At 74.7% G+C, this 20,739-nt stretch carries 14 protein-coding genes; 10 read left to right on the forward strand and 4 right to left on the reverse strand.

The annotated features are described in order from the left end of the window. Positions 1-6: 6 nt before the first annotated feature. The 3 genes from ACFVVL_RS00060 to ACFVVL_RS00070 are packed head-to-tail and all read right to left on the reverse strand — an operon-like array spanning position 7 to position 2,142. On the reverse strand, positions 7-1,146 hold the full coding sequence (locus tag ACFVVL_RS00060; RefSeq protein ID WP_380290351.1) for an MAB_1171c family putative transporter: 1,140 nt from the start codon (positions 1,144-1,146) through the stop codon (positions 7-9). After that, complete coding sequence (locus ACFVVL_RS00065) at positions 1,143-1,676, reverse strand: hypothetical protein (RefSeq protein WP_387670064.1); 534 nt, start codon at positions 1,674-1,676, stop codon at positions 1,143-1,145. Before ACFVVL_RS00065 ends, ACFVVL_RS00060 begins: the two co-directional genes overlap by 4 nt. 10 nt (positions 1,677-1,686) lie before the next feature. Then, positions 1,687-2,142, reverse strand: a complete 456-nt coding sequence (locus ACFVVL_RS00070; protein ID WP_387670066.1) for a hypothetical protein — start codon at positions 2,140-2,142, stop codon at positions 1,687-1,689. Between the two features lie 210 nt (positions 2,143-2,352). Between ACFVVL_RS00070 and ACFVVL_RS00075 the strand changes: the two genes are divergently transcribed. The 10 genes from ACFVVL_RS00075 to ACFVVL_RS00120 all read left to right on the forward strand — a co-directional run bounded on the left by ACFVVL_RS00075 (position 2,353) and on the right by ACFVVL_RS00120 (position 18,987). Next, entirely contained in the window at positions 2,353-4,305 is a 1,953-nt protein-coding gene (locus ACFVVL_RS00075; protein ID WP_387670069.1) for a BTAD domain-containing putative transcriptional regulator, read from the forward strand. A gap of 71 nt (positions 4,306-4,376) precedes the next feature. After that, a complete protein-coding gene (locus ACFVVL_RS00080) occupies positions 4,377-4,700 on the forward strand; it encodes a hypothetical protein (protein WP_387670070.1) in 324 nt (107 codons plus the stop codon). A gap of 277 nt (positions 4,701-4,977) precedes the next feature. After that, positions 4,978-5,493 (forward strand): RICIN domain-containing protein, encoded by a 516-nt coding sequence (locus tag ACFVVL_RS00085; protein WP_387670072.1) that lies wholly within the window; start codon positions 4,978-4,980, stop codon positions 5,491-5,493. A 58-nt stretch (positions 5,494-5,551) separates the two neighbouring features. Further along, positions 5,552-6,106: an RICIN domain-containing protein gene (locus ACFVVL_RS00090; RefSeq protein WP_380290339.1), complete on the forward strand. Its 555-nt coding sequence runs from the start codon at positions 5,552-5,554 to the stop codon at positions 6,104-6,106. After that, on the forward strand, positions 6,094-9,297 hold the full coding sequence (locus ACFVVL_RS00095; RefSeq protein WP_387670075.1) for a DUF6603 domain-containing protein: 3,204 nt from the start codon (positions 6,094-6,096) through the stop codon (positions 9,295-9,297). The genes ACFVVL_RS00090 and ACFVVL_RS00095 overlap by 13 nt, the downstream gene beginning before the upstream one ends. 7 nt (positions 9,298-9,304) lie before the next feature. Continuing rightward, positions 9,305-11,626 carry a hypothetical protein gene (locus ACFVVL_RS00100; RefSeq protein WP_387670078.1) on the forward strand — a complete coding sequence of 774 codons (2,322 nt, stop codon included), beginning with the start codon at positions 9,305-9,307 and terminating at the stop codon, positions 11,624-11,626. Next, a complete protein-coding gene (locus tag ACFVVL_RS00105; protein ID WP_387670081.1) occupies positions 11,623-15,225 on the forward strand; it encodes a hypothetical protein in 3,603 nt (1,200 codons plus the stop codon). Before ACFVVL_RS00100 ends, ACFVVL_RS00105 begins: the two co-directional genes overlap by 4 nt. 10 nt (positions 15,226-15,235) lie before the next feature. Continuing rightward, on the forward strand, positions 15,236-16,645 hold the full coding sequence (locus ACFVVL_RS00110) for a hypothetical protein (protein ID WP_387670084.1): 1,410 nt from the start codon (positions 15,236-15,238) through the stop codon (positions 16,643-16,645). Positions 16,646-16,715: 70 nt separating this feature from the next. Continuing rightward, the gene (locus ACFVVL_RS00115) at positions 16,716-18,302 is read left to right on the forward strand and encodes a serine protease (protein ID WP_380290330.1); all 1,587 of its coding nucleotides are present in this window, start codon (positions 16,716-16,718) and stop codon (positions 18,300-18,302) included. Positions 18,303-18,579: 277 nt separating this feature from the next. Next, the gene (locus ACFVVL_RS00120) at positions 18,580-18,987 is read left to right on the forward strand and encodes a hypothetical protein (RefSeq protein WP_380290328.1); all 408 of its coding nucleotides are present in this window, start codon (positions 18,580-18,582) and stop codon (positions 18,985-18,987) included. Positions 18,988-19,000: 13 nt separating this feature from the next. Here ACFVVL_RS00120 and ACFVVL_RS00125 read toward each other — a convergent pair whose 3' ends face one another. Then, the gene (locus ACFVVL_RS00125; RefSeq protein WP_387670087.1) at positions 19,001-20,326 is read right to left on the reverse strand and encodes an MFS transporter; all 1,326 of its coding nucleotides are present in this window, start codon (positions 20,324-20,326) and stop codon (positions 19,001-19,003) included. Positions 20,327-20,739: the final 413 nt, after the last annotated feature.

The following is a 20,739-nucleotide window of genomic DNA, read 5'->3' on the forward strand; positions in this document are numbered from 1 at the left end:
GCACCGTCAGCGGGCGCGGTTCGCGTAGGCCTGGGAGACGGCGACGAGCTCCCGGGCGTCGGCGCCGAGCCCGCTCGCCGAGGGGAACGCCACCCGGGTGGCGGACAGCGCGGCGTTGGGGTCCTCGACGGCCGGCTTCAGGGCGAGGGCCTCGGCGATGTGGCGGGCGAGGCGGTCGGCGGGCCCGCCGGCGAGGTCGTCGGCGGGGGCGACGCGCGCCAGGTACGGGCTCAGCCGCACCAGCGCGTCACGGCACTCGATGAGGCGGCGGTAGAACCGGGCGTGGGTGTGGCGCAGCCCCAGCCGGCCGAAGCGGGTGCGCTCCGGCTCCCGGGTCAGGACGAGTTCGGGGTAGGCGTCGGCGAGGACGGTCCACAGCGGGGCGAGCCCCTCGTACATCCGGCGGTGGTGCAGCACCGAGCGGACGTAGGCGACCAGTTGGGCGCCGGCCGCGTAGCAGAGGCCGGCCAGCACCAGGCCCGTCCCCCAGTCGTCCGGCGACCAGCCGCCGGTGTCGAACGCGGGGTGCGGCCCCGGTCCGCCGGTCCGCAGGCCCGCCCGGACCATCCGGGCCGCCGAGGCGAGCGCGACCACGCCGAGCCCGAGCGTCACCGTGCGCAGGCCGAGCGCCAGGTGCCGCCCGGCCGGGCGGGCGTAGCGCCCCGCCCACAGCGCCGAGGCCAGGCAGGCGTAGAGCAGGTAGCCGTTGCCGATCACGGCGAAGGCCGCGAGGGAGGTCCGCGCCGCCCCGGGGGTGCCCGGCGGGTGGCCGCGCAGGGCCTCGGGGGTGGCGAGGGTGCACAGCGCCAGGGCGGCCACCACGGCGCCGAGCAGTGCCGCCTCGAACCGCATCCGGGCCCGGTTCTCCCGGTACCCGCCGCGCAGCGAGGAGACGAAGAAGACGGTCAGCGCCGCCAGTCCCGCCATGGAGGCCGCGCCGGAGGCGAGTTCGCCGACGCCGGCGGCGGTGACCGCGTCGGTGGCGCTCAGCACCGCCGGGAAGCCGAGGAGCTCACCGGCGGTCAGCAGGAGCAGCGAGGCCACCAGGACGCGCAGCGCGCGGTCGAACGGTGCGCGCGCCAGGTCGACCGCCTTCCACACCGATCCGGCGACCAGTACGACGGTGGCGGGTTCCCGGAGGATCACGTCCGCCCCCAGCGGGAGCCGAGGGCGGAGCGCAGCACCCCGGGCGCCGTGGCCTGCGGACCGCGGGGTGCGAGGTCGCCGGTGACCACGGCCCACTCCTGGAGGATCGTGGCGACCAGTTCGGCCTCGCGCTCGTTGTCCTCGTCGTAGCAGGTCCGCAGGAAGCCCCGGCGCCGGTGCTCCCAGGGGTACTCCGGGCCGAGGTCGGGGAAGGCCGCGGCCGCGGCCCCGGCCCCGGTCCCGTCGTCCTGGTGGTCGGCGAGCAGGTGGCCGATCTCGTGCAGGATGATGTGGTCCTGATGGACCCTGGTGGTCTCCTGCTGGTAGAAGATGCAGTCGTCGTCGTCCCGCGACATCCAGACCCCGAACGGTCCGGGGACCGGCAGCGGCCACGGGATCAGCCGGATCGGCTTGCCCCGGTACTCGCCCAGCCGTCGGCACAGCTCGTCGACCCGCAACGGGGGCTGGATCTCCAGCTTGCGCAGGAGACGCTTGCAGGAGCGGCGGAGATCGCGTTCGCGTACAGACACGCGTCCATGCTCACACCGCGGGGTCCGCCGCTCCAGCCTGGTCGAGACTTGCCATCATCTTTAGCAACTGTTCCCGCATCGCGGGCGTCATCGCCCCGGCCCGCATGGCGATCGCCCGCACCTGGTGGCTCGCGAGCCCGCGCTGCAGCAGCTCGTCCTCGGCCGAGGACTCGGCGACCAGCCACTGCACCGTGACCCGCGGGGCCCCCGGCTCGCGGTGGTCGTCGAAGAACTTGGCGAGCCCTTCCAGCACGCTCAGCGTGGGGTTCGTGTGCGAGCCGTTGCGCAGCATCGCCAGGTAGCTGCGCGACAGCGTCGCCGGGTGCGACGGGTCGTCGGTGACCGCCTTGGCCACCTGCGCCGTCGAGTACTCCCACTGCCGGCCGTGCGCGTCGGTCCGCCGTGTGCGCGCGAACAACGCGTTCAGCCTCTCGGCGAGCGACCGCCCGCCTTCCCTCTCGTCCACCACCGTGTCCGCACCTCCCGGCCGGATCGCCGTCCGCCCGCCCTTGAACCGGATCCCCGGCTCGGCCTTGTTCCGGGCGCTCCCAGACTACTTGACCATGCAAACCGTCAGCTGCCAATATATTGGCCATTCCGCCAATGAGAGAAGCGTGGGGTCGAAGATGTTCTCAGGGCGGGTGACAGCTCCATAGGGCAGTGCGGAGAGCCGCACATGACAGCGCATGGGGGCGACATGGAGTTCCGACTGCTCGGCCCGGTCGAGGCCGGCCGGTGTACCGGGCCGATCGAGATCCTGGGCACCAAGGAGAACACCCTGCTGGCGGCGCTGCTGCTGGCCCGGGGCAAGGTCGTGTCCGACGAGCGGCTGACCGAACTGCTGTGGGGCTGGGACCCGCCCAAGACGGTGAGCGCGCAGATCTACACCTACATCTCGCGGCTGCGCAAACGACTCGGCCCGGAGGTCGAGCTCGTCCGCCGCCAGCCCGGCTACCTGCTGGACGTCCGCGGCTCCCGGGTCGACGTCACCGAGTTCGAACGGCTGGCCCGGCTCGGCGCCGTCGCCCTCCAGGACGGGCGCCACGCCGACGCCGCCGAACTGCTGCGCGACGCGCTCGGCCTGTGGAGCGGCACCGCCCTGGCGAACGTCACCCCCCACCTCACCCAGGCCTACGGGCCGCAGCTGGAGGAGACCAGGGCGGCCACCCTGGAGCAACGCATCGAGGCCGACCTGGCGCTCGGCGCCCACCACGGCCTCATCGCCGAACTCACCGGACTGGTGGCCGAGTTCCCGGTCCGGGAACGGCTGAGGGCGCAGCTGATGACCGCCCTGTACCGGTGCGGGCGGCAGAGCGACGCGCTGGCCGTGTTCCACGAGGGCCGCCAGGTCCTCTCCGAGGAACTGGGCATCGACCCCTCGGCGGTCCTCACCGACACCTACCAGGCGGTGCTGACGGGCAGCCTCGACGCGGGCGTGCCGCTCCCCGACCCCGAGGCCTCCCCGGTGCCCGAGCCGCTCCCGTTCCCCGGCGCGCCGGTCACCCTGCCCCCGGACCTCCCCGACTTCGTCGGCCGCCGGCGGGAGTTCGAGCGGCTGTGCGCCCTGCTGCGGCCGGCGCCCGGCGCCGGGGGACCCGGCGGGCCGCGCCGGTTCCTGGTGGCCGGCATGGGCGGCGTCGGCAAGACCGCCCTCGCCCTGCACGCGGTGCACCACCTGCGGGAGTCCTTCCCCGACGGCCGCCTGCACGTCACCCTGTGCCGGGCCGACGGCGAGCCCAAGGACCCCCGGGAGGTCCTCACCGGCCTGCTGCGCGCCCTGGGCGAGCGGCCCGGCCCGCCCGGGGAGGACCTGGACGACCTGGTCCGGCGCTACCGCGCCGCCACCTACGACAAGCGCATGCTGATCCTGCTCGACAACGCCGTCGGCGACCGCCAGCTGGAACCGCTGCTGCCGAGCACCCCGGGACCCACCCTGCTGATCACCGGCCGCACCGTGCTGGCCGGGGTCCCCCGGGAGCACACCCTGCCGCTGGGACCGCTGGACGACGACGACGCACGCCTGCTGCTCTCCGCCGTCCTGGGCGCCGGCCGGGCCGCCGAGTCCCCGGCCGACCTCGACGACCTCGTCACCCACTGCGCCGGTCTGCCGCTGGCCCTGCGGATCGCGGGCGCCCGGTACGCCGCCCGCCCCCGGGGCTCCGCCACCCGGCTGGCCCGGCGGCTCGCGGACCGCACCGCCCGGCTCGACGAACTGCGCCTGGGCGACCTCGACGTGCGGCAGAGCCTGCTGCTGTCGGTGCGGCGGCTGGCCCCGGACAGCCAGGCCTTCCTGCGCCGCCTCGCCCGGGTCCGGCGGGGCTCCTTCTCCGCCGCGGAGGCCGCGACCGCCCTGGCGGTGCCGGCCGGGGCCGCCGAACGGATGATGGAGGGCCTGGTCGACGCGTCGCTGATGGACGTGGCCGGAGCCGACCGCGAGGAGCGGCTGCGGTACCGCTTCCACGAGCTGGTGCACCTGCTGGCCGCCGAACCCGCCCCCGAGCCGGCCCCGGTGGTGCGCCTGCCCGTCCAGGTCCGCTCGTTCGTGCAGGCCCCCCGGACCACCCGGCTCACCCCCAAGGGCGCCGTCCGCCCGCCGCTGGCCCTCGGCCGCACCGGCAGCACGCGCTGACGCGCGCGGCGGGCACCGGGGCCATCCGGTCGTATAGGGAAAATACAGGCCGGGCTGTGACGGTGACGGCCATGCAGATCAATCGGAACATCCTGAAGGCGGCCCTCACCGCAACGGTGACGGGCGCCGCGCTCCTGGTCCCGGTGATGCCCGCGGGCGCCACCACCACGACCACCACCGTCACCGCCGGTTCCGGCGTCGCGACCGAGCTGCCCTGCGGGGAGTCCCGCGACTCCAGCTACCGGTACTGGCGGAACTGCGAGACCCACCCCGTCAAGATCAGCGCGTACTACATCGACGGCTGGACCGACCGCTTCTGCGTGGCGGCCGGCGCCACCCAGACCATGTCCGACCCGGGCCTGCTCTGGGTCACCAAGCTCGGCGACAGCTGCTGAGACCGCGGGCCGGCCGCAGTCACCCCCGGGGCCCCAGGCCCGACCGCGGCCGGCCCGCTCCCTCCCCCGGCGCGGGACCGGGAGCGGACCGCCGGGGCGTCGCACAGCGGGAAGGTCCAAGGCCTTCCGACCATGGGACGAGCCGACCAGGTGCCCGCCCCGCCGGCCCGCAGCGCCAGCGGTTGCCGCCGGCGGAGGGGGGCCTTAGGTTCGCACCCGGACGGCCTCCGCGGCGGTGACGCCCGCCCGGGCCGGGAGCGGAGGAGCCGAGGTGCGGATGCTGTCGAGCAGGTGGAGCCGGGCGGCGGCCGTCGGGGTGCTCGCCGGGGTGACGGCGACCGGCCCCCTCGGGCAGCCGGCCCGCGCGACGGCGCCGGACTCCCTGGTGACGCTGCGCCAGGCAGCCCGTCCGACGATGTTCCTCACCTCCACGGCGGAGGGCGACCAGGCCTACGCGAAGGCCGAGGCACCGGACCACACGGCCCAGCGGTGGCTGCTGCGCCCGGACGGGAACGGCGCCTACACCATCAGGGACCCGAGCGGCAGCTCGTGCCTGGCCACCAACAGCACGGAGGACTACAGCTGGGTCGCGCTGATGGCCTGTGACTCCGCCCAGTACTCCCATCGGCTGTGGAAGCTGGTGCGCGAGGGCACCGGATTCCTGATCGCCGACGCCGGGGGCACCTCGGCCCGTTTCGACACGTTCAGCGAAGACCGCGACCAGATCATCCTGTGGCTCTACGGCAACTACCCGGACGACCAGATCTGGCTGCCGGTCTTCGAGCCCCGATGAGGTGAAGCCCCCGCGCGCCGCGCCGGGGACGACGACGGCGGCTCCTAGGCTCGGGCCCGTGACGACGGTAGTCCGCCGGTGGCTCGCCCTCTCCCTCGCCGCCGCACTCCCCCTCGCCGCGGCCGGCTGCCAGGCACCGGCCTCCGCCGATCCGGCCCCCACCGCCGACTGGGTCACCGTCCGGCCGGCCTCGGACCCCACCAAGGCCCTCACCGACCCCGGCGGCCCCCTGGTCGTGCGGGGCTTCGACGCGCAGCTCACCGGCCAGCGCTGGTTCATCGGCCGCCGGGCGGGCACGGGCCCGTACATCATCGGCGACGGCGGCATCCGCTGCGTCTCCGCCCCGGACGGCGGCCAGGGCACGCCGGTCGTGAGCGCCGACTGCGCCGGGTCGCAGATCACCCACTGGCGGTTCGTCCCCCGGGCGGGCGGCTTCCGGATCCGCAGCGACGAGACGCCGTTCTGCCTCGCTGCCCCCGACGCCACGAAGCCGGTGATGCTCTGGCCCTGCGACTCCGACGGCGCCGACGACGTGTGGCTGCCGGTGATCGAGCCCGCGTCACCGTCACCGTCCGCCCAGCCACCCGACAGGAGCCGTCCATGGCCGCGATGACACTGAAGGACCTGCGGGCCCGGCTCTCCGAAGCCCAGGGCGGGACCTTCACCCTGACCGGCACCGAACTCGGCGTGGGCGCGTCCGGCACGGTGTTCGGCAGGTACCTCACCGGCGGCACGCTCACCATCACCGGCGCGGCCACGGACCAGGACGAGCTGACGGCCTCCGGCGCCGTCACCCTGCCGGGCGAGCACGGCGCGACGACCGTGACAGCCGTGTTCACCGCCGCCTCCGACAGCGTCGGCGGCTACACCCTCACCTTCCCGCTCGCCTCCGGCTGGACCGTCACCACCGACGACGGAAAGGTCCACGACTACGGCACGCTCCAGAAGGCCGGCACGCTCACCTCCCCCGCGCTGCTCCTCCAGGGCCAGGACTCCACCGGCAGCGGCGTCCTCACCGCCATGACAGACGGCACCCCCTACACCTTCGCCCTCGACGGCTCCGGCACGGTCACCACGCCCGGCGGCCTCACCCTCGCGAAGAGCGCCAAGGCGTTCGGGTTCGAGCTGGCGCAGGACCTCGACATCGCGCTCACCGACCTGTGGATCGGCAACGATCCGGCCAGGAAGGCGACGGTGATCACCGGTACCCTCCAGCTCGCCAAGGGCCACCAGGTCGGCTGGGTGGCGGTGCTGCAGTGGATCGACCCCCTGCTGTGGGGAATCACCGTGGTCACCGCCGAACTGGGCTGGGACATCCCCTCGCTCTCCCCGCTGTCCCACCTGATCCCGTCCACGGCCGGGCTGGTGGTCTCCGACGCCGGGCTGACCTTCGTCCGCAGGAAGCTCGACCAGGACAAGCTCGGCGAGTTCCAGCAGATCCTGCGGGAGACCGTCGGCGCCACCGGGCGCCAGGTGCCCGGGCTCCCCGGAGCTCCGCTGGAGGCCGGCGCGATCGCGACGCTGGGCTACACGCTCGGCAGCGTCCGCACGGAGGCGTTGAAGGTCCAGCTCGGCGCGCTGTCCAAGGACACCGGGTCGGAGTTCCCGCCCGAAGCCGACGCCGAGCAGCACCCCAGGCCCGCCTCGGAGGGGCCGCTGCGGCTGGACACGGTGAGCCTGGGATACCAGGGCGGCACCCTCACGATCACCGTCGACCTCACCCTCGCCCTGGGCCCGGTCGTCTTCCAGTTCCACCGGCTCGGGCTGGCCTACTGCCTCCTGGGGACCGGCCACGGCACGCAGAAGCCGACGATCGGCGGCCTGGGTGTGGAGGTCGAGGCCGGCCCGGTCGAGTTGCTGGCAGCCCTGCGCCACCGCTCCGACGCGCAGTTCGACCCGCTCGTCGAGGGCGCCGGGCTGCTGACCCTGCCCTCCCTGGCGGCCACCGTCGTCGGGGCCTACGCCCGCCCCACCAGCGACCCCTTCTCCTCCTTCTTCCTGTTCGGCAGCCTCTCCGTCGGCAAGGAGAGCGGGGGCCTGGGCCCACCGTGGTTCCGGGTCAAGGGCGTCTGCCTGGGCGGCGGCTACAACAGCCGGGTCCGGCTGCCCGGTGTCGCGGAGCTCGACAGCTTCCCGCTGCTGCGCGGCGTGGACGACCCGGCGGTGTTCGGCGGCCTCGATCCGCGCCCGATGGACGTGCTGAACGTCCTCACCGGCGGTGCGCCGCCCTGGGTGGCCCCGGAACGCGGCGAGTACTGGATCGCCGGCGGGCTGCGGGCGAGCATCGTCGAGTTCGTCGACCTGCGCGCCACCCTGCTCGTCGAGTTCGGCGACGACCTGGTGGTCTCGCTGTCCGCGCTGGGCATCTGCGACCTGCCCAGGAAGCCGGCCGACGCGGTCACCGGCGACGCCGGGGAAACCCCGAAGGTGGCGCACATCGAGCTCGCCGCCGCCGCGTCGTACGTGCACTCCCGGGGACTGCTGCAGCTCTCCGCCGAACTCGGCTCCAACTCCTGGGTCGTCTCCGAGTACGCCCGGCTCACCGGCGGCCTGGCGGTGTGCTGCTGGATCGATCCCAGCCCGTACCACGGGGACTTCGTCGTCAGCTTCGGCGGCTACCACCCGGCCTACGACAAGCCGGACCGGTACCCGGCCGTGCCGCGGCTGGGCCTCAACTGGACGATCGACGACAGGACCCACGTCCGGGGCGAGGCGTACGCGACCGTCACGCCCAACGGGCTGATGTTCGGCGCGTCCCTCGCCCTGGTGTACGAGTCGGGCTCCTTCAAGGCGTGGCTGACCGCCCACCTCGACGGCCTCTTCGAGTGGAACCCCCTGTACGCCGAGATCACCGTCGGGGTCACCATCGGGGTGCAGGCCACCGTCTCGGTCGCCTTCGTGCACGTCACCGTCAGCGTGGAGGTCGGCGTCGACCTCGACTGGTGGTCGCCCCCGGCGGGCGGCCACGCCGACGTCCACCTCTGGTTCCTCTCCTGGGCCTTCGACTTCGGCGACCCGAGCCCCGACCACAAGGCGGTGTCCTGGACCGCCTTCCAGAGCCGGCTGCCGCCCCCGGCCTCCGCCAAGCGGACCTGGACCGAGATGAAGGAGATGCCGACCACCCCGGACGAGGACGAGCAGGCCCTCGCCGATCCGCAGGCCCCGCCGCCCTGGATCACCGGCAACCGCCGGTTCGTCTTCGGCACCTCCGCCGCCGTACCGGCGACCCGGCTCTTCCTCGGCGACCGCCGGATCACGGATCCGGGCGCGGACGCCGACGACAAGCTCTACATCCGCCCGCTCGACCGGGAGAGCGACTCGGTGCACACCGTCACGGTCACCGGCGCGGACGGCACGGCGGTCGACACCTCCGCCTGGCCCGCCACCGCCGTGCCGGGCACCGGCCCCGTCTCGCTGTGGGGCCGCGGCGACCTGACGCTCAACGGCTCCGGACTGGTCGGCCACTACGACGGTCTGCGCATCGCGTTCCCGGACCCGGCCCTGGCCCCCGACCCGTTCACCGCGCCCGCCGAGCGATTCGCCCGCGATCCCATGACCGGCCCGATGCCCTACGACGGCACCGACGTCCCCGACGGCCCCGCGCCCCGGCAGGTGGCCGACACGCCCCGGACGATCGCCGGCCAGATCGCCGACGACACCCGCACCGCACGGCGGTCCGGGCTCCGCACCCGGCTCGCCGCCCTCGGCTACGCCCCCGGCGACGACGACCCCCTCGTCCGCTACCCGGCGTTCGCGGGGCACGACCTGACAGCCGCTCCGCTGCTCCTCCCGGAAGGCACCTGACCCGCCGATGACCACGCTCCCCAGCACCGACTACGCCTTCCGGGACAACGCCGTCCCCCGGGTCGAGGCCGGCCTCTACCGGGTCACCGTCACCCACGATCTCCCCGACATCGACGACCCCGCCGCCAAGGCCTACTTCGGGGATCCCGTCGTCCGCACCCTGGACGTCCGCACCCCGCGCTTCCGCCTCCCGCCCGGCGCCGTGCACTCCGCCCACCCCGCGCACGGCTGCGTCGGCACCTTCGACGACGTCCTGCCGCACCTCACCCTCGACCACCCCGAACTGCCCTGGCAGACCGCGCTCGGCGGCACGGCCCCCCGAAAGACGCCGTTCCTCGCCCTGCTGCTGTTCGGCGCGGGGGAACTGCCCGGCGACCCGGAGGCGACCGGGCGCACCGACACCCGCACGGTCAGGGACCTCCTCGCCACGCCCCCGGCCGAAGCCGTCGTCCCCGTGATCGATCCCGCGAGCGTCGAGGCGGACGTCCTGGACAGCGACTGCGCCACGATCGACGTCCCCGCCGGGCTGTTCGCCCGGGTCGCGCCCCGCCTCGACGAACTGCACCTGCTGGCCCATCTGCGCCTGGGCGGCGACGAGCCGCAGTCCCTCCCGGCGCTGGCCGCCCGGGCCCGCTCCCGCTCCGTCCACGGCGTCGTGCGCGCCGTGCCCCGGCACGCCGGGCCGGTGGACGCGGACGACCCGCAGCAACCCGGCCTGCACGGCGTCATCCTCGCCAACCGCTTCCCCGATCCCGCCGGCGGGCAGCACGCCGTCCACCTGGTCTCGCTCGAAGGGCACGCCGAGCGGCTGCCCACCTCCGACACCGCCACCGGCGCGGGCGCTCCCCCACTGCGCCTGGTCGCCCTGCACTCCTGGACCTTCCGCTCGCTCCCCGACGTCGGCCCGCACTTCGGCGCCGTCATGGCGCGGCTCGCCGCCGCCGGCTCGCCCCACCCCGAGGCCCTCACCCTGCGGCTGGACCCCAAGGACGCGGTCGGCGACCTCGGGGACCGGCTCACCCGCGGTTTCGTCCCGGTCTCCCACCAGCTGCCGACCGGCGAGCACAGCTACGCCTGGTACCGGGGGCCGCTCACCGCCACGCCCGCCGCCGTGCCGCCCACGCCCACCGCGCCCTACAGCGCCGACGCCTGGCTGGTCTACGACCAGCACGACGGCGTGTTCGACGTCGGCTACGCCGCCGCCTGGACCCTCGGCCGCTCCCTCGCGATGGCCGACGACGCCTTCACCACCGCGCTGATGACCTGGCGCGGCGCCGTGCGGCAGGCCCTCGGCCGGGCCCTGACCGCCCGTCCGGGCCGCCGCCACGGCAGCCTCAGCGGCACCGGCGCGGTGCTGGCCGGCAGGCGGGACGCCGCCGCGCTGCTCGACCCGCGCGCCGCCCGGGACGTGTTCCGGGCCTCGGTGCCCGGTGGCCGGTTGGCCGGCCTCGTCCCCCAGGCGCGGCCTGCGCACGGCCCCGGCGCACTGGGAGACCACCCCGGGCCGCCGCCGGGCCCCGGCGACCCCGGCCCGGCCTCCGACCGGCTGCGGGCCTGCCTCGCCGACGAGGGGTTCCGGCGGGCCCTCGGGGCGGTCGCCGCCACCTCGGAGGCCGCCGTCCTGGACTGGCTCGACCGGCTCGCCCTGCTCCGGCCCGTCCCCTTCGACCACCTGGTGCCCGACGGCCGGGCCCTGCCCGACGAGAGCCTGCGGCTGTTCCACGTCGACCCCGGCTGGCAGAGCGCCCTCGTGCACGGCGCCCTGAGCGTCGGCTCCGGCACCTCGCTGGACCTCGCCGCCAACGACCGGATCGCGGCGGCGGCGCTCGCCGGGCTGCCCCGGGCGGTGACCGGCTTCCTGGTCCGCTCCGCCCTGGTGCCCACCTGGCCCGCCCTGCGGGTCCGGGTCCGCGGCACGCTCCCCGGCGGCGGCAGCGGCGCGCTCACGGTGGTGCGCGCCGACGTCCTCGCGCCCGACGTCCTGCTGATCGCCGTCGACGGACTCCTCGACGCGATCGACGTCGCGGAGCCGCCGCAGGCCATGCACCTCGGCTACCGGTACGACGACGGCACGCACGGCGACCACCTGCAGCTGCGCGAGCTCGTCACCGGCATCGGCACGCTGCTCGGCCTCTACCAGCCGCTCGCCGGCCACTTCCGCGAGTCCGGCGCGGGCCTGCCCCGGGTGCTGCGGACGGCGGCCCTCGGCACGGACCTGCGGACGCTGCTCGGCGCCCACGCGCCCGACGGCCCGCTCGGTCCGGCCGGCTTCGCCCTGCAACTCCTCGCCGCGCCCCTCCAGATGACCTTCCAGCACCCCTCGTCGTGAAGGGACGCCACCCGGTGCACACCCCCTCGCCCGTCCCGCTCGTCGTCCCGATCGAGGTCGACGCCCTGCTGGTCAACCCGCCCATGCTGCAGAGCCGCACCTTCGAGCGGTGGCAACCGGACTACCGGCTGCTGCTCCAGGGCGAGTCGCCGGACAACTCCACGCTCACCTCCGACATCCGCCAAGGGGTGTACCTCCAGTGGCAGTTGCCGGGTGCGCTGCGCCACAGCCGGCTCGGCCCGGCGTCCGGGCACGCCGCCGAGTTCCCCCGCATCCCCAACCGGTGGCTGGTCGTGCGCGGCTGGGGTCCGGCCGACGGCCGCACGGCGCGCGGCTGGATCGTGGAGAGCGACCGCTACGGAGACGGCTGCACCACCCCGTTCCTGAACCCCGGCTGGACACCCGGTGCAGGTGCGGCCGCCGACGGGCCGGCCGGGCCGACCCGCTTCATCGGCCGCGCCGTCCCGCTGGAGAACTGGGACGGTGACCCGCACCCGGCCCCCTCGTTCGTCACCGCCGCCGGTCCCGGCCAGGTCGCCTTCACCACCTTCCAGCCGCACAACGAGAACGTGCTGTCCCTGCACGACCCCCTGGACGACGTGGAGCCGACCGCGGACCTCTGCTACCTGGTCACCGGATGGCACGCGGACCCCGACGACGACCCGCTCAGCGTGACGGCGGACCCGTCCGCGCTCCACTGGACGGTCGCCGGCGGCCGGCTCCCCGCGCCCCCGAACGCGGCGCTCTACACCGGACGGGTCCTCGGTCTCACCTGGGACCTCAACGGCGACCGCTGGACCGACACCGGCCGCATGCCGCCCTCGCCCCGGCCCGCCGGCGTCAACGTCGACGTCGGCGTGGGCAGCAGTTCCGCCGACGCCCTCACCGCGCTGCTCTGCGCCACCCAGGCGCCCCGGCCGGAGATCGCCGCGCTCGAAGCCCTCCAGTACGGCCTCCTGGACAGCCTGGACCACGACGGCCCCGCCGTCGTGGACGACGCCGTCCACAGCTCCTGGTTCGCCGCCGCACCCGGCGGCTGGTCCTGGGAGATCCGCGACCGCGACCGCGGCGACGACACCGGGCCGGTGGCGAGCACGGTCACGGCCGGGGAGGAAGCACTGCTCGACACCCTCGACCGGGCCCAGACCGCGCACGACCAGGGCGACCGCGCCCTCACCGCGCTCCGCCGACAGCTCTACGACGTCTGGCTGCTCATGTTCGACCCCGGTCTGCCGGACCAGTACGGCGACGCCTTCCCCGCCGCCGTGGACCCCGGCGTGCCGCAGAGCCTCGCCGCCCGCGTCGCCGCCGCGGCGGCGGACATCGAGCGCCGGCGCACCGCCACCGGGGACCCCGACCACGTGCCCTGGGGCGACACCCCCGCCACGCTCGCCGCGGCCGCGGACGCCTATCTGGCCCTGCACGGCGGGGACGTCAGGGCCCGCGTCCTGCGCCGCGTCCCGCTGCCCGGCTTCCACCGGGCCGCCGATCCGGTCGTGATGCTGCACGGCATCTCACCCGCGCCGCTGCCCGATCTGCGCACCGAGGTCGAGTGCCGGCTCGCCGCCTCCCTCGTCACCGCCGTCGCCGGCGCCGTTCCCGGGCCCGAGGCCGGCCTTCCCGGCACCCTGGACCACCACCCGCACGCCGACACGGTGCACCGGCTGCTCACCGAGTTCTGGGTCCTCGACCGCGCCCTGACCGCCGGCGTGCTCGCCGCCGCCGTCGCCGACCCCACCAGGGTGACGGGCATCCTGCCGCAGTACGGCACCACCGCCTGGACCCAGCCGTGGAAGCCCCTCTTCCTCACCTACCGGGCGTTCCACTACTCCCTGCCCTACCAGGACTCCGATGGCACCCACTGGACCTTCGACGGGCACACCTACACCTGGAACGGTTCCCCGGTCCCGTCCCCCGAGGACTACCGGGAGGAGCACGCCCGCGTCCTGCTGACCCCCCACGCCGTGTTCAACCTCGCCGCGCAGGTACGCCGCGACCGGGAGAACAACCCCGGCGTGCTGACACCCGAACTCCTGGACCTGGAGGCCGAGGTGACCGGCTGGGACGTGATCAGCCAGGTCCTGGGCGGGATGACCCGGCGGATGGCCCTGCGCGATCCGGCCACCCGGATGCACCCGTACGACCCGAAGGCCGCCGCCGTCCCCGGGTCGCTGCCCGCACTCCTCGCGGGAGAGCACCACACCGCCCCGACACCCGGCCGGCCGCCCGTCGGCGACGTCTGGGCCCCGTCGCAGCTCCTCCAGACCCGCAGCGGCCAGTTCTACTTCTCGGAACTGCACGTCGTGGACCAGTTCGGCCAGGTCTGCAACGTCATCGACCCCGACACCACCACCGGCACGCCCGGCAAGGGCGACACCGCCCTGCGCAGCGCCGAGAAGCGGCTGTACGTGTCCGCCTCCGCCTCCCTGGACGACGGCCGTGCGGTCGTCCCGCCCGCGTTCCGCATGGTCTCCCTGCGCCCGCGCCTGCTCCAGGCCGCCCGGCTGTGCACCGACTGGCTCTCGGCCCGGTCCGACGACATCGTGGTCGCCCCCCACTCCTCGGCCACGCAGATCTGCGGCTGGCTGCTGCCGAACCACCTGGACCGGGCCCTGGCCGCCCACGGCCCGGACGGCGGCCCGCTCGGCGAACTGCGGACCGCCTACGACGACAGTCTGTTCTGGGAGCCCGCCCCCGGCAGCGCCTTCCCGTCCCTGGACTCCCTGGCGGCCCCGTTCCCGCACCTGCACGGCTTTCTCACCGCGCTCGCCGCCCGCGCCGACGCCGGAGCCGCGTTCACGGCCCTGCTGGGCGCCGTCGACGAGACCCTCCACACGGTCGCCCCCCTCGGCGGCCGGGACGACCGCACCATGACCGTCCTGGTCGGCCGCCCGCTCGCTCTCGTCCGGGGCCGGCTACGGTTCGAACTGGACGGCCCGCCGCTCCACGACCCCAGTTGGGAGGCCTGGCAGTACGTCGTCGGCCTCAAGCAGGGCCCGCCACCGCCACCGGACTTCCTCGGCTACCCGTGGAACGTACGGCTGGGCGCGGCCGACAACCTCCGGGACGGTCTGATCGGCTACTTCGAGGGCACCGACTACGGCCTGCTGCGCGCCGTCGCCGTTCCCGACCGGCCGACGACGACCTATCTGAGCCGGATCGGCACCGGCTTCACCCTCGACATCGCGGGAGCCGCACCGGTCCGGCACGTGACGATGCTCGTCGACCCGCGCGCCGCCGTCCACGCCGCCACCGACATCCTGCCCACCGTCGCCTGGCAGCTGCCCGCCGCGCGCGTCACCCCCGCCCTGGCACGGATGGAGGTCTCCTACCGGGTCGGTCCGCTGCTCGCGCGCACCGAGCCGGCCGCCGACGGCGACGAACGGCTCATCGCTCCCCGGCCGTCCACCCGGCACGGCAGTTGGACCTTCGCCCGGCCCCGGCGCGACGGTTCGCCCGGCTGGACCGAACTGCCCGTCGGCCCGGCCGACCCGGTGGCCCGGATCGCCCCCACGCCCCCCGTGGCCCGCAACGGCCGGATGGTGCTGCGCGGCGCGGTGTCCGAGCGCTCCGCCGGCCGCTCCGGCCGGGACCGCTGAGGGGGCCGCCGTGTTCATCGGCCGCACCGCCGGCTCGACCTGCGTCCTGGACTACGCGCTGTTCACCCGCCCCGTCCCGCTCCAGGTCGACTACGCGGGAACGGGGGCCGCCCCCACCGGCAACGGCCGGATCGTGGTGACCGTGTCCAACAGCACGGGGAACACGGTGAACATCGCCTCACTGACCTTCACCGTCGAGGTCGGCCCCGACCCGAAGGACCTGACCCGTCACCCCGAGGGCATCCGGCCGACGGCCGCGCCGGACGACTGGACCCTCTCCCCGGACGGCGGGACGTTCACCGCCCTGCCGAAGGACGCGACGGCCGGCTACATCCCCTTCGGCGCCGGGACCAGTTACGCGTTCACCTTCGACACCATCGACGTCAACACCGCGGTCGGGGTCACCACCGTCACCATCGCCGAATCGCAGTACGACAAGCCGCCCGTCAAACACACCTCCTTTCTCGTCGGAAAGGCCCCCTACGGCTTCGAGTTCGGCAACTTCCGTCCACAGACCGTCGACCAGGCGGACGCGAAGGGCCATCACGCGGCCGTCCGGCCGGGCGACCGGGTGACCCTGCTGTGGGAAGGCTCGCAAGGGGCCACGTACGAGATCGTCCACGACCTCGAACCGCCCTGCGCCGTGGCCCCGGGAACGTACTCCTGGCAGTCCGGGCCGGTCTACCGGGACACCACCTTCCATTTGCGGGCCACCCTCACCACCCCCGGCGGAACGGTCCAGGTCAGCCACTACCTCGACACCACCGTCACCGTCCTGGGGCCCGTCACCCTCGGCACCCAGCAGGACCCGACCGACCTCCTGGTCACCGGGACCTCCACCACCTGGGGCGACTCCCGCACGGACGGCCGGCTGACGGTCTCGGGCGAAGCGGTCGTCGAAGGCGATCTGGCGGTCTCGGGCGTGGCGACCCTCGACCGGGACACGACCGTCCACGGCGACCTGACGGTCTCGGGCACGACGGTGCTCGAACAGGACACAGCCGTCCGGGGCCGCCTGACCGCCCGTCTCTCCGGGCTCCTCGGCCCGGCGGAGGACCTCTGGACACCCACCGACGAGGAGCTGGCGGCGGCCGCCAAGGACGGCAAGCCCAGGACGCGACCCGTCGACGCGAACTCCACGGACGGCTTCGTCCTGGGCGCGCTCACCGTTCCCCTGGTCGAGCAAGGGTCGGTGTACCTCGTGGCCCGGATCTCGTGTTCGGTCACCGGGCAGCCGGACGTCGGGGCACACGTCATCCAGCAATGGGGGCTGGGTTTCATGACGATGAACGACAGCTTCCTCCTGCCGGTACCGGCCGGCACGGGCTTCACCCTGGGCTTCGCCGCCCTGCACGTGCCCGAGACCGACAAGCCCGCCTTTTCGCTCTCCTTCCGCTGGATCCCGATCGGAACCACGTAGCCGGCGGCGGCCGCCGATTCACGTGGCCCGGATCACAGGAACCCCGGCATTCCTGCGGGCAGGTCGGAACATGAGCGCAATTCCCCTCCCCCGCCGCAACGTCCTCCGGGCGCTGGCCGTCGCCGTCACCCTGGTCGGCGGCCTGACGCCCGCCTGGGGCGGCGCGGCCGTCGCCGCCGAACCGGAGACGTACACCCTCACCATCCGGCACCTGGACCGCACCGGCCACGCGCCGGAGAAGTACCGCACCACCGTCGCCGGCATCTCCGGCCCCGGCGCCGACCGCGCGGAGCGGCCGTACGACGCCTCGGGCGTGACCACCGTGCGGCTGCCCAGGGGCCGGTACCTGCTGGAGAGCGAGCTGTACACCAGCAGGGTGGCGGACGGCAGCGACTGGATCGTGCAGCCCCGGCTGGACCTCGACCGCGACACCACCGTCACCGTCGACGCGCGGACCACCGAGCCCGTCGACGTGCGGCCGCCCGACGGCTCGGCGCGCATGCTGAGCAGCGGGATGTTCATCGAGGTCACGCACGAGGGCCGGACCAGGACCGCCAGCACGGTCAAGGCGACGCCGACCCTGCGCGTCGCCCACCTGGGGCCCGAGGTCGAGGCCGGGTCGATGCGGCAGTGGTTCGACGCCTACTGGAGGGGTGACACCGCCGACCACGCACTCGGCGAGACCTTCTCCGGCACCCGCGCGCTGACCGGGCTCACCCGCCACTACACCCCGCAGGAGCTGGCCACCCTGCGGATCCACGGCGGCGCCCGGCCGGGTGCCGGGGGGACGGCGCTGCTCGATCTGGCACCGACCCCCGGACCGGCCGCGGGACCGACCGTCGGCGCCCCGCGGCCGCTGGAGGTCCCCGGCACCGCCACCTTCCTGGTCACGCCGGGGCGCGGCACCTGGGACGTCGGCTACGCGGCCCCCGACTCCGCCGGCGCGCCGGTGAACCGCTACTCCGCCGAAGCCCTCGCCCTGCGGGCCGGGACCACCACCACGCTCACCTTCGACAACCCGGCCTTCGGCCCCGCGCTCCCCGCCGGCGCCGGCGTCGTCCGCGACGGCGACACGATCACCGCGAACCTGCCGCTGCTCGCCGACGGCGACGGCCACGCGCCGTCGGCGCCGTCCTTCGACACCGCCTTCACCTCGCTGCACCGTGACGGCGTGCTGGTCGGCGCCCGCTCCGGCGCGGACAGCGCGGCCGGACGCGCCGCGTTCACCGTGCCCCCGGCGCCGGCCTCCTACCGGCTGGCCGCCACGGTGACCCGCAGGGCCGCGACCGGTGCGACCACCCGGGTGAACGCGTCCTGGACCTTCTCCTCCGCCGCGACCACCGGGCCGGCCCCGGTGCCGGTGAGCGTCGTCCGCTTCGCGCCCGCCCTGGACGCGGACGGCACCGCGCCGGCCGGGAGCGCGCTGCGGGTGCCGGTCACCGTGCAGGGCGCAGCCGCCGACGGCCGCGTCCGCTCGCTGACGGTCTCGGCCTCCACCGACGGCGGCGTCTCGTGGACCCGGCTCCCGGTGGAGGACGGGGCCGTCACGGTCCGCAACCCGGCGGCGGGTACCGGGGTCTCGCTGCGCGCGGAGCTGACCGACGCCGACGGCAACACCCTCGACCAGAGCGTCCTGGACGCCTACCGGACCCGGTGAGCCCGGTGGCCGGGCCGGGCCGGTCCGCCGGTGCGGTCCGGCCACCGCGCGTTCCCTTTCCCGGGGGACATTCGGAAATGCTCGGGAAAAGGGCCCGGGAAGATTAGGGGAAAGCGGTTGACGCGCGGTGGACACGGCGTACACGCGCACGACTCCGCGCCATATCGCCATGGCATTTCGGTCGTCCGGCCTTTCTCCCGACGCTCCGTCCGGAAACGGGACGCACCATGGGTCGCGGGAAATCCCCGCTCTCACCTCCCGACTGGAGCAGATCGCCATGCGCTTTTCCGTTCGTCCGACGCCGACCCGGTACCTCGCCGTTGCCGCCCTCGCCGTGGCGGGTGTGGCCCTGGCGGCCGCGCCCGCCCAGGCCTACCCCGTCGCGATCGCCGCCCACGGCGCCGGCGTCGCGGACGCCGGCCGGACGCTGAACGTCTCCGTGACCTACAGCTGCCACGCGGAGTTCCAGTGGGCCGCGATCACCGTGCAGGGCACCCAGTCCGCCGTGTCGGGCACGGGCTCGGTCCGCGTCCCCTGCACCGGCGGCACGACGACCGCGACCGTCGCGGTGGGCGCCGCCCCGGCCGGCCGGGTGTGGACGACGTCCCCGGTGGACCTCGCGCTGTACATCGCCGACGCCGAGCTCAACCGCACCCGGGCCTGGGCCACGGTCGTCCCCGGGTGAACCGGGCGGCGCCTCAGCCCGCCCGCCGCCGGGCGGCGATGACCGCCGCGCCCAGGACGCACGCGACGGCGGCGGTGACGTAGGCGAGGTGGTAGCCCGCGAGCTGGTCGTCGCGGGTCGCGGCGACCAGCACCATCACCGCGACTCCCGCGCTGGCCCCGATCTGCTGCGTCACCACGTTCACCGCCCCGGCGACGGCGTGCCGCTCCGGGGGAACGCCGGTGAGCCCGGCGGAGGTCATCGAGGGGAAGTTGAGGCCCTGTCCGATGCCGCTCACCACCAGTCCGGGCAGCACGTGCAGCAGGTAGTCGCCGTCGTGCGGGGTGCCCAGCCACAGGCCGGTGCCGACACCGATCAGGACCAGGCCGACCGCCATCAGGGTGCGCGGGGCGTACCGGGCGAGCAGCCGGCCGGTGGCGAAGTTGGCGGTCAGGAAGACGGCCGCGGACATCGGCACCAGCGCCAGACCGGACTCGAAGGGCGAGTAGTCCAGCATGCCCTGCAGATACAGCGGCGCGAAGAACAGCATCCCGACCGAGCCCATGTACTGGAGGAACGCCGCCAGGCTCGCGGCCCGTACCGAGGCGAGCCGGAAGAGGCCGAGCGGCAGCACCGGATCGGCGGTGCGGTGCTCCCGGACGACGAACAGCGCCAGGCACAGCACCGCGGCGGCGAGCAGCGCCCACACCGTCGCGCCGTCACTGCTCACGCCGACCACGAGGAGGGTGAGCCCGAGGGTGCCGGTGATCGCGCCGGGCAGGTCCAGCCGGCCGCTGTGCCCGACGCCGCCCGGCAGGCCGGCCCGGGTCGCGGCCAGCACGGCGAGGCCCAGCAGCACCGAGAACCACAGCACCGAGCGCCAGCCGAGGAGCTGGGTGAGGACGCCGCCCAGCATCACCCCTCCGCTGAAGCTCGCGGCGCCGACCGCCGCGTACACGCTGAAGGCCCGGTTGCGGGCCGGACCGGCCGGGAAGGTCTCGGTGAGCAGGGCGAGTGCGGCCGGACCCGACAGGGCGGCGCCGATCCCCTGGACGGCGCGCGCGCCCAGCAGCACCGCGATGTCCGGGGCCACCGCCCCGACCAGCGCGGACACGGTGAACAGCGCGACCCCGGCCTCGAACACCCGCCGCCGTCCGAGGACGTCGGCGAGCCGGCCGCCCACCAGGAGGAAGCCGGCGAAGGTGACCGCGTAGGCGGTCATGACCCACTGGAGGGTGCTGTCGCCCAGTGCGAAGCGCTCCCCGACGGACGGCAGAGCGGCGTTGAGCACTCCGAGCCCGCTCACGTCCAGGGCGAGCGCCCCGGCCAGGACGCCGAGCGCCAGGCCCGGCCTGCGCACCGGCGAACCCTCGGACAAGGAGCCACCGACATCGACTGACGCAATATCAGATCCATCAACTGCCATGCCGGCCAGCTTGCATGGACCGATCATCTGGTGTCCAGCCCGCCTCGTGCCTATGATACCGGAGCGCGCCCTTCAGAAGGTCATGCTCCTGTCATCCATCGGGCAGTGACGACAGGACACCGGGCACCGCTGAACCGGACCACCCTCCCGTACCGCCAAGTCGATCCGATTCCGGCCGCGTGACGCCGGGTCGGCCTCCGTCCCTGCGCACCGCCGGAACCCGCGCGCCCCGTGCGCGGCCTTCATCTGTCATGCCCAGGTCGGCCCCCTCGCCGACCTCGGCCGCGCCGCGCCGGCGCCCCGCTCCGCCCTTTTTCCTTTCCTCCATCCGCCCTGCCGAGGGAGTC

The organism is Kitasatospora sp. NPDC058115 (genome assembly GCF_042884635.1).
In the GTDB taxonomy this organism is placed as follows: domain Bacteria; phylum Actinomycetota; class Actinomycetes; order Streptomycetales; family Streptomycetaceae; genus Kitasatospora.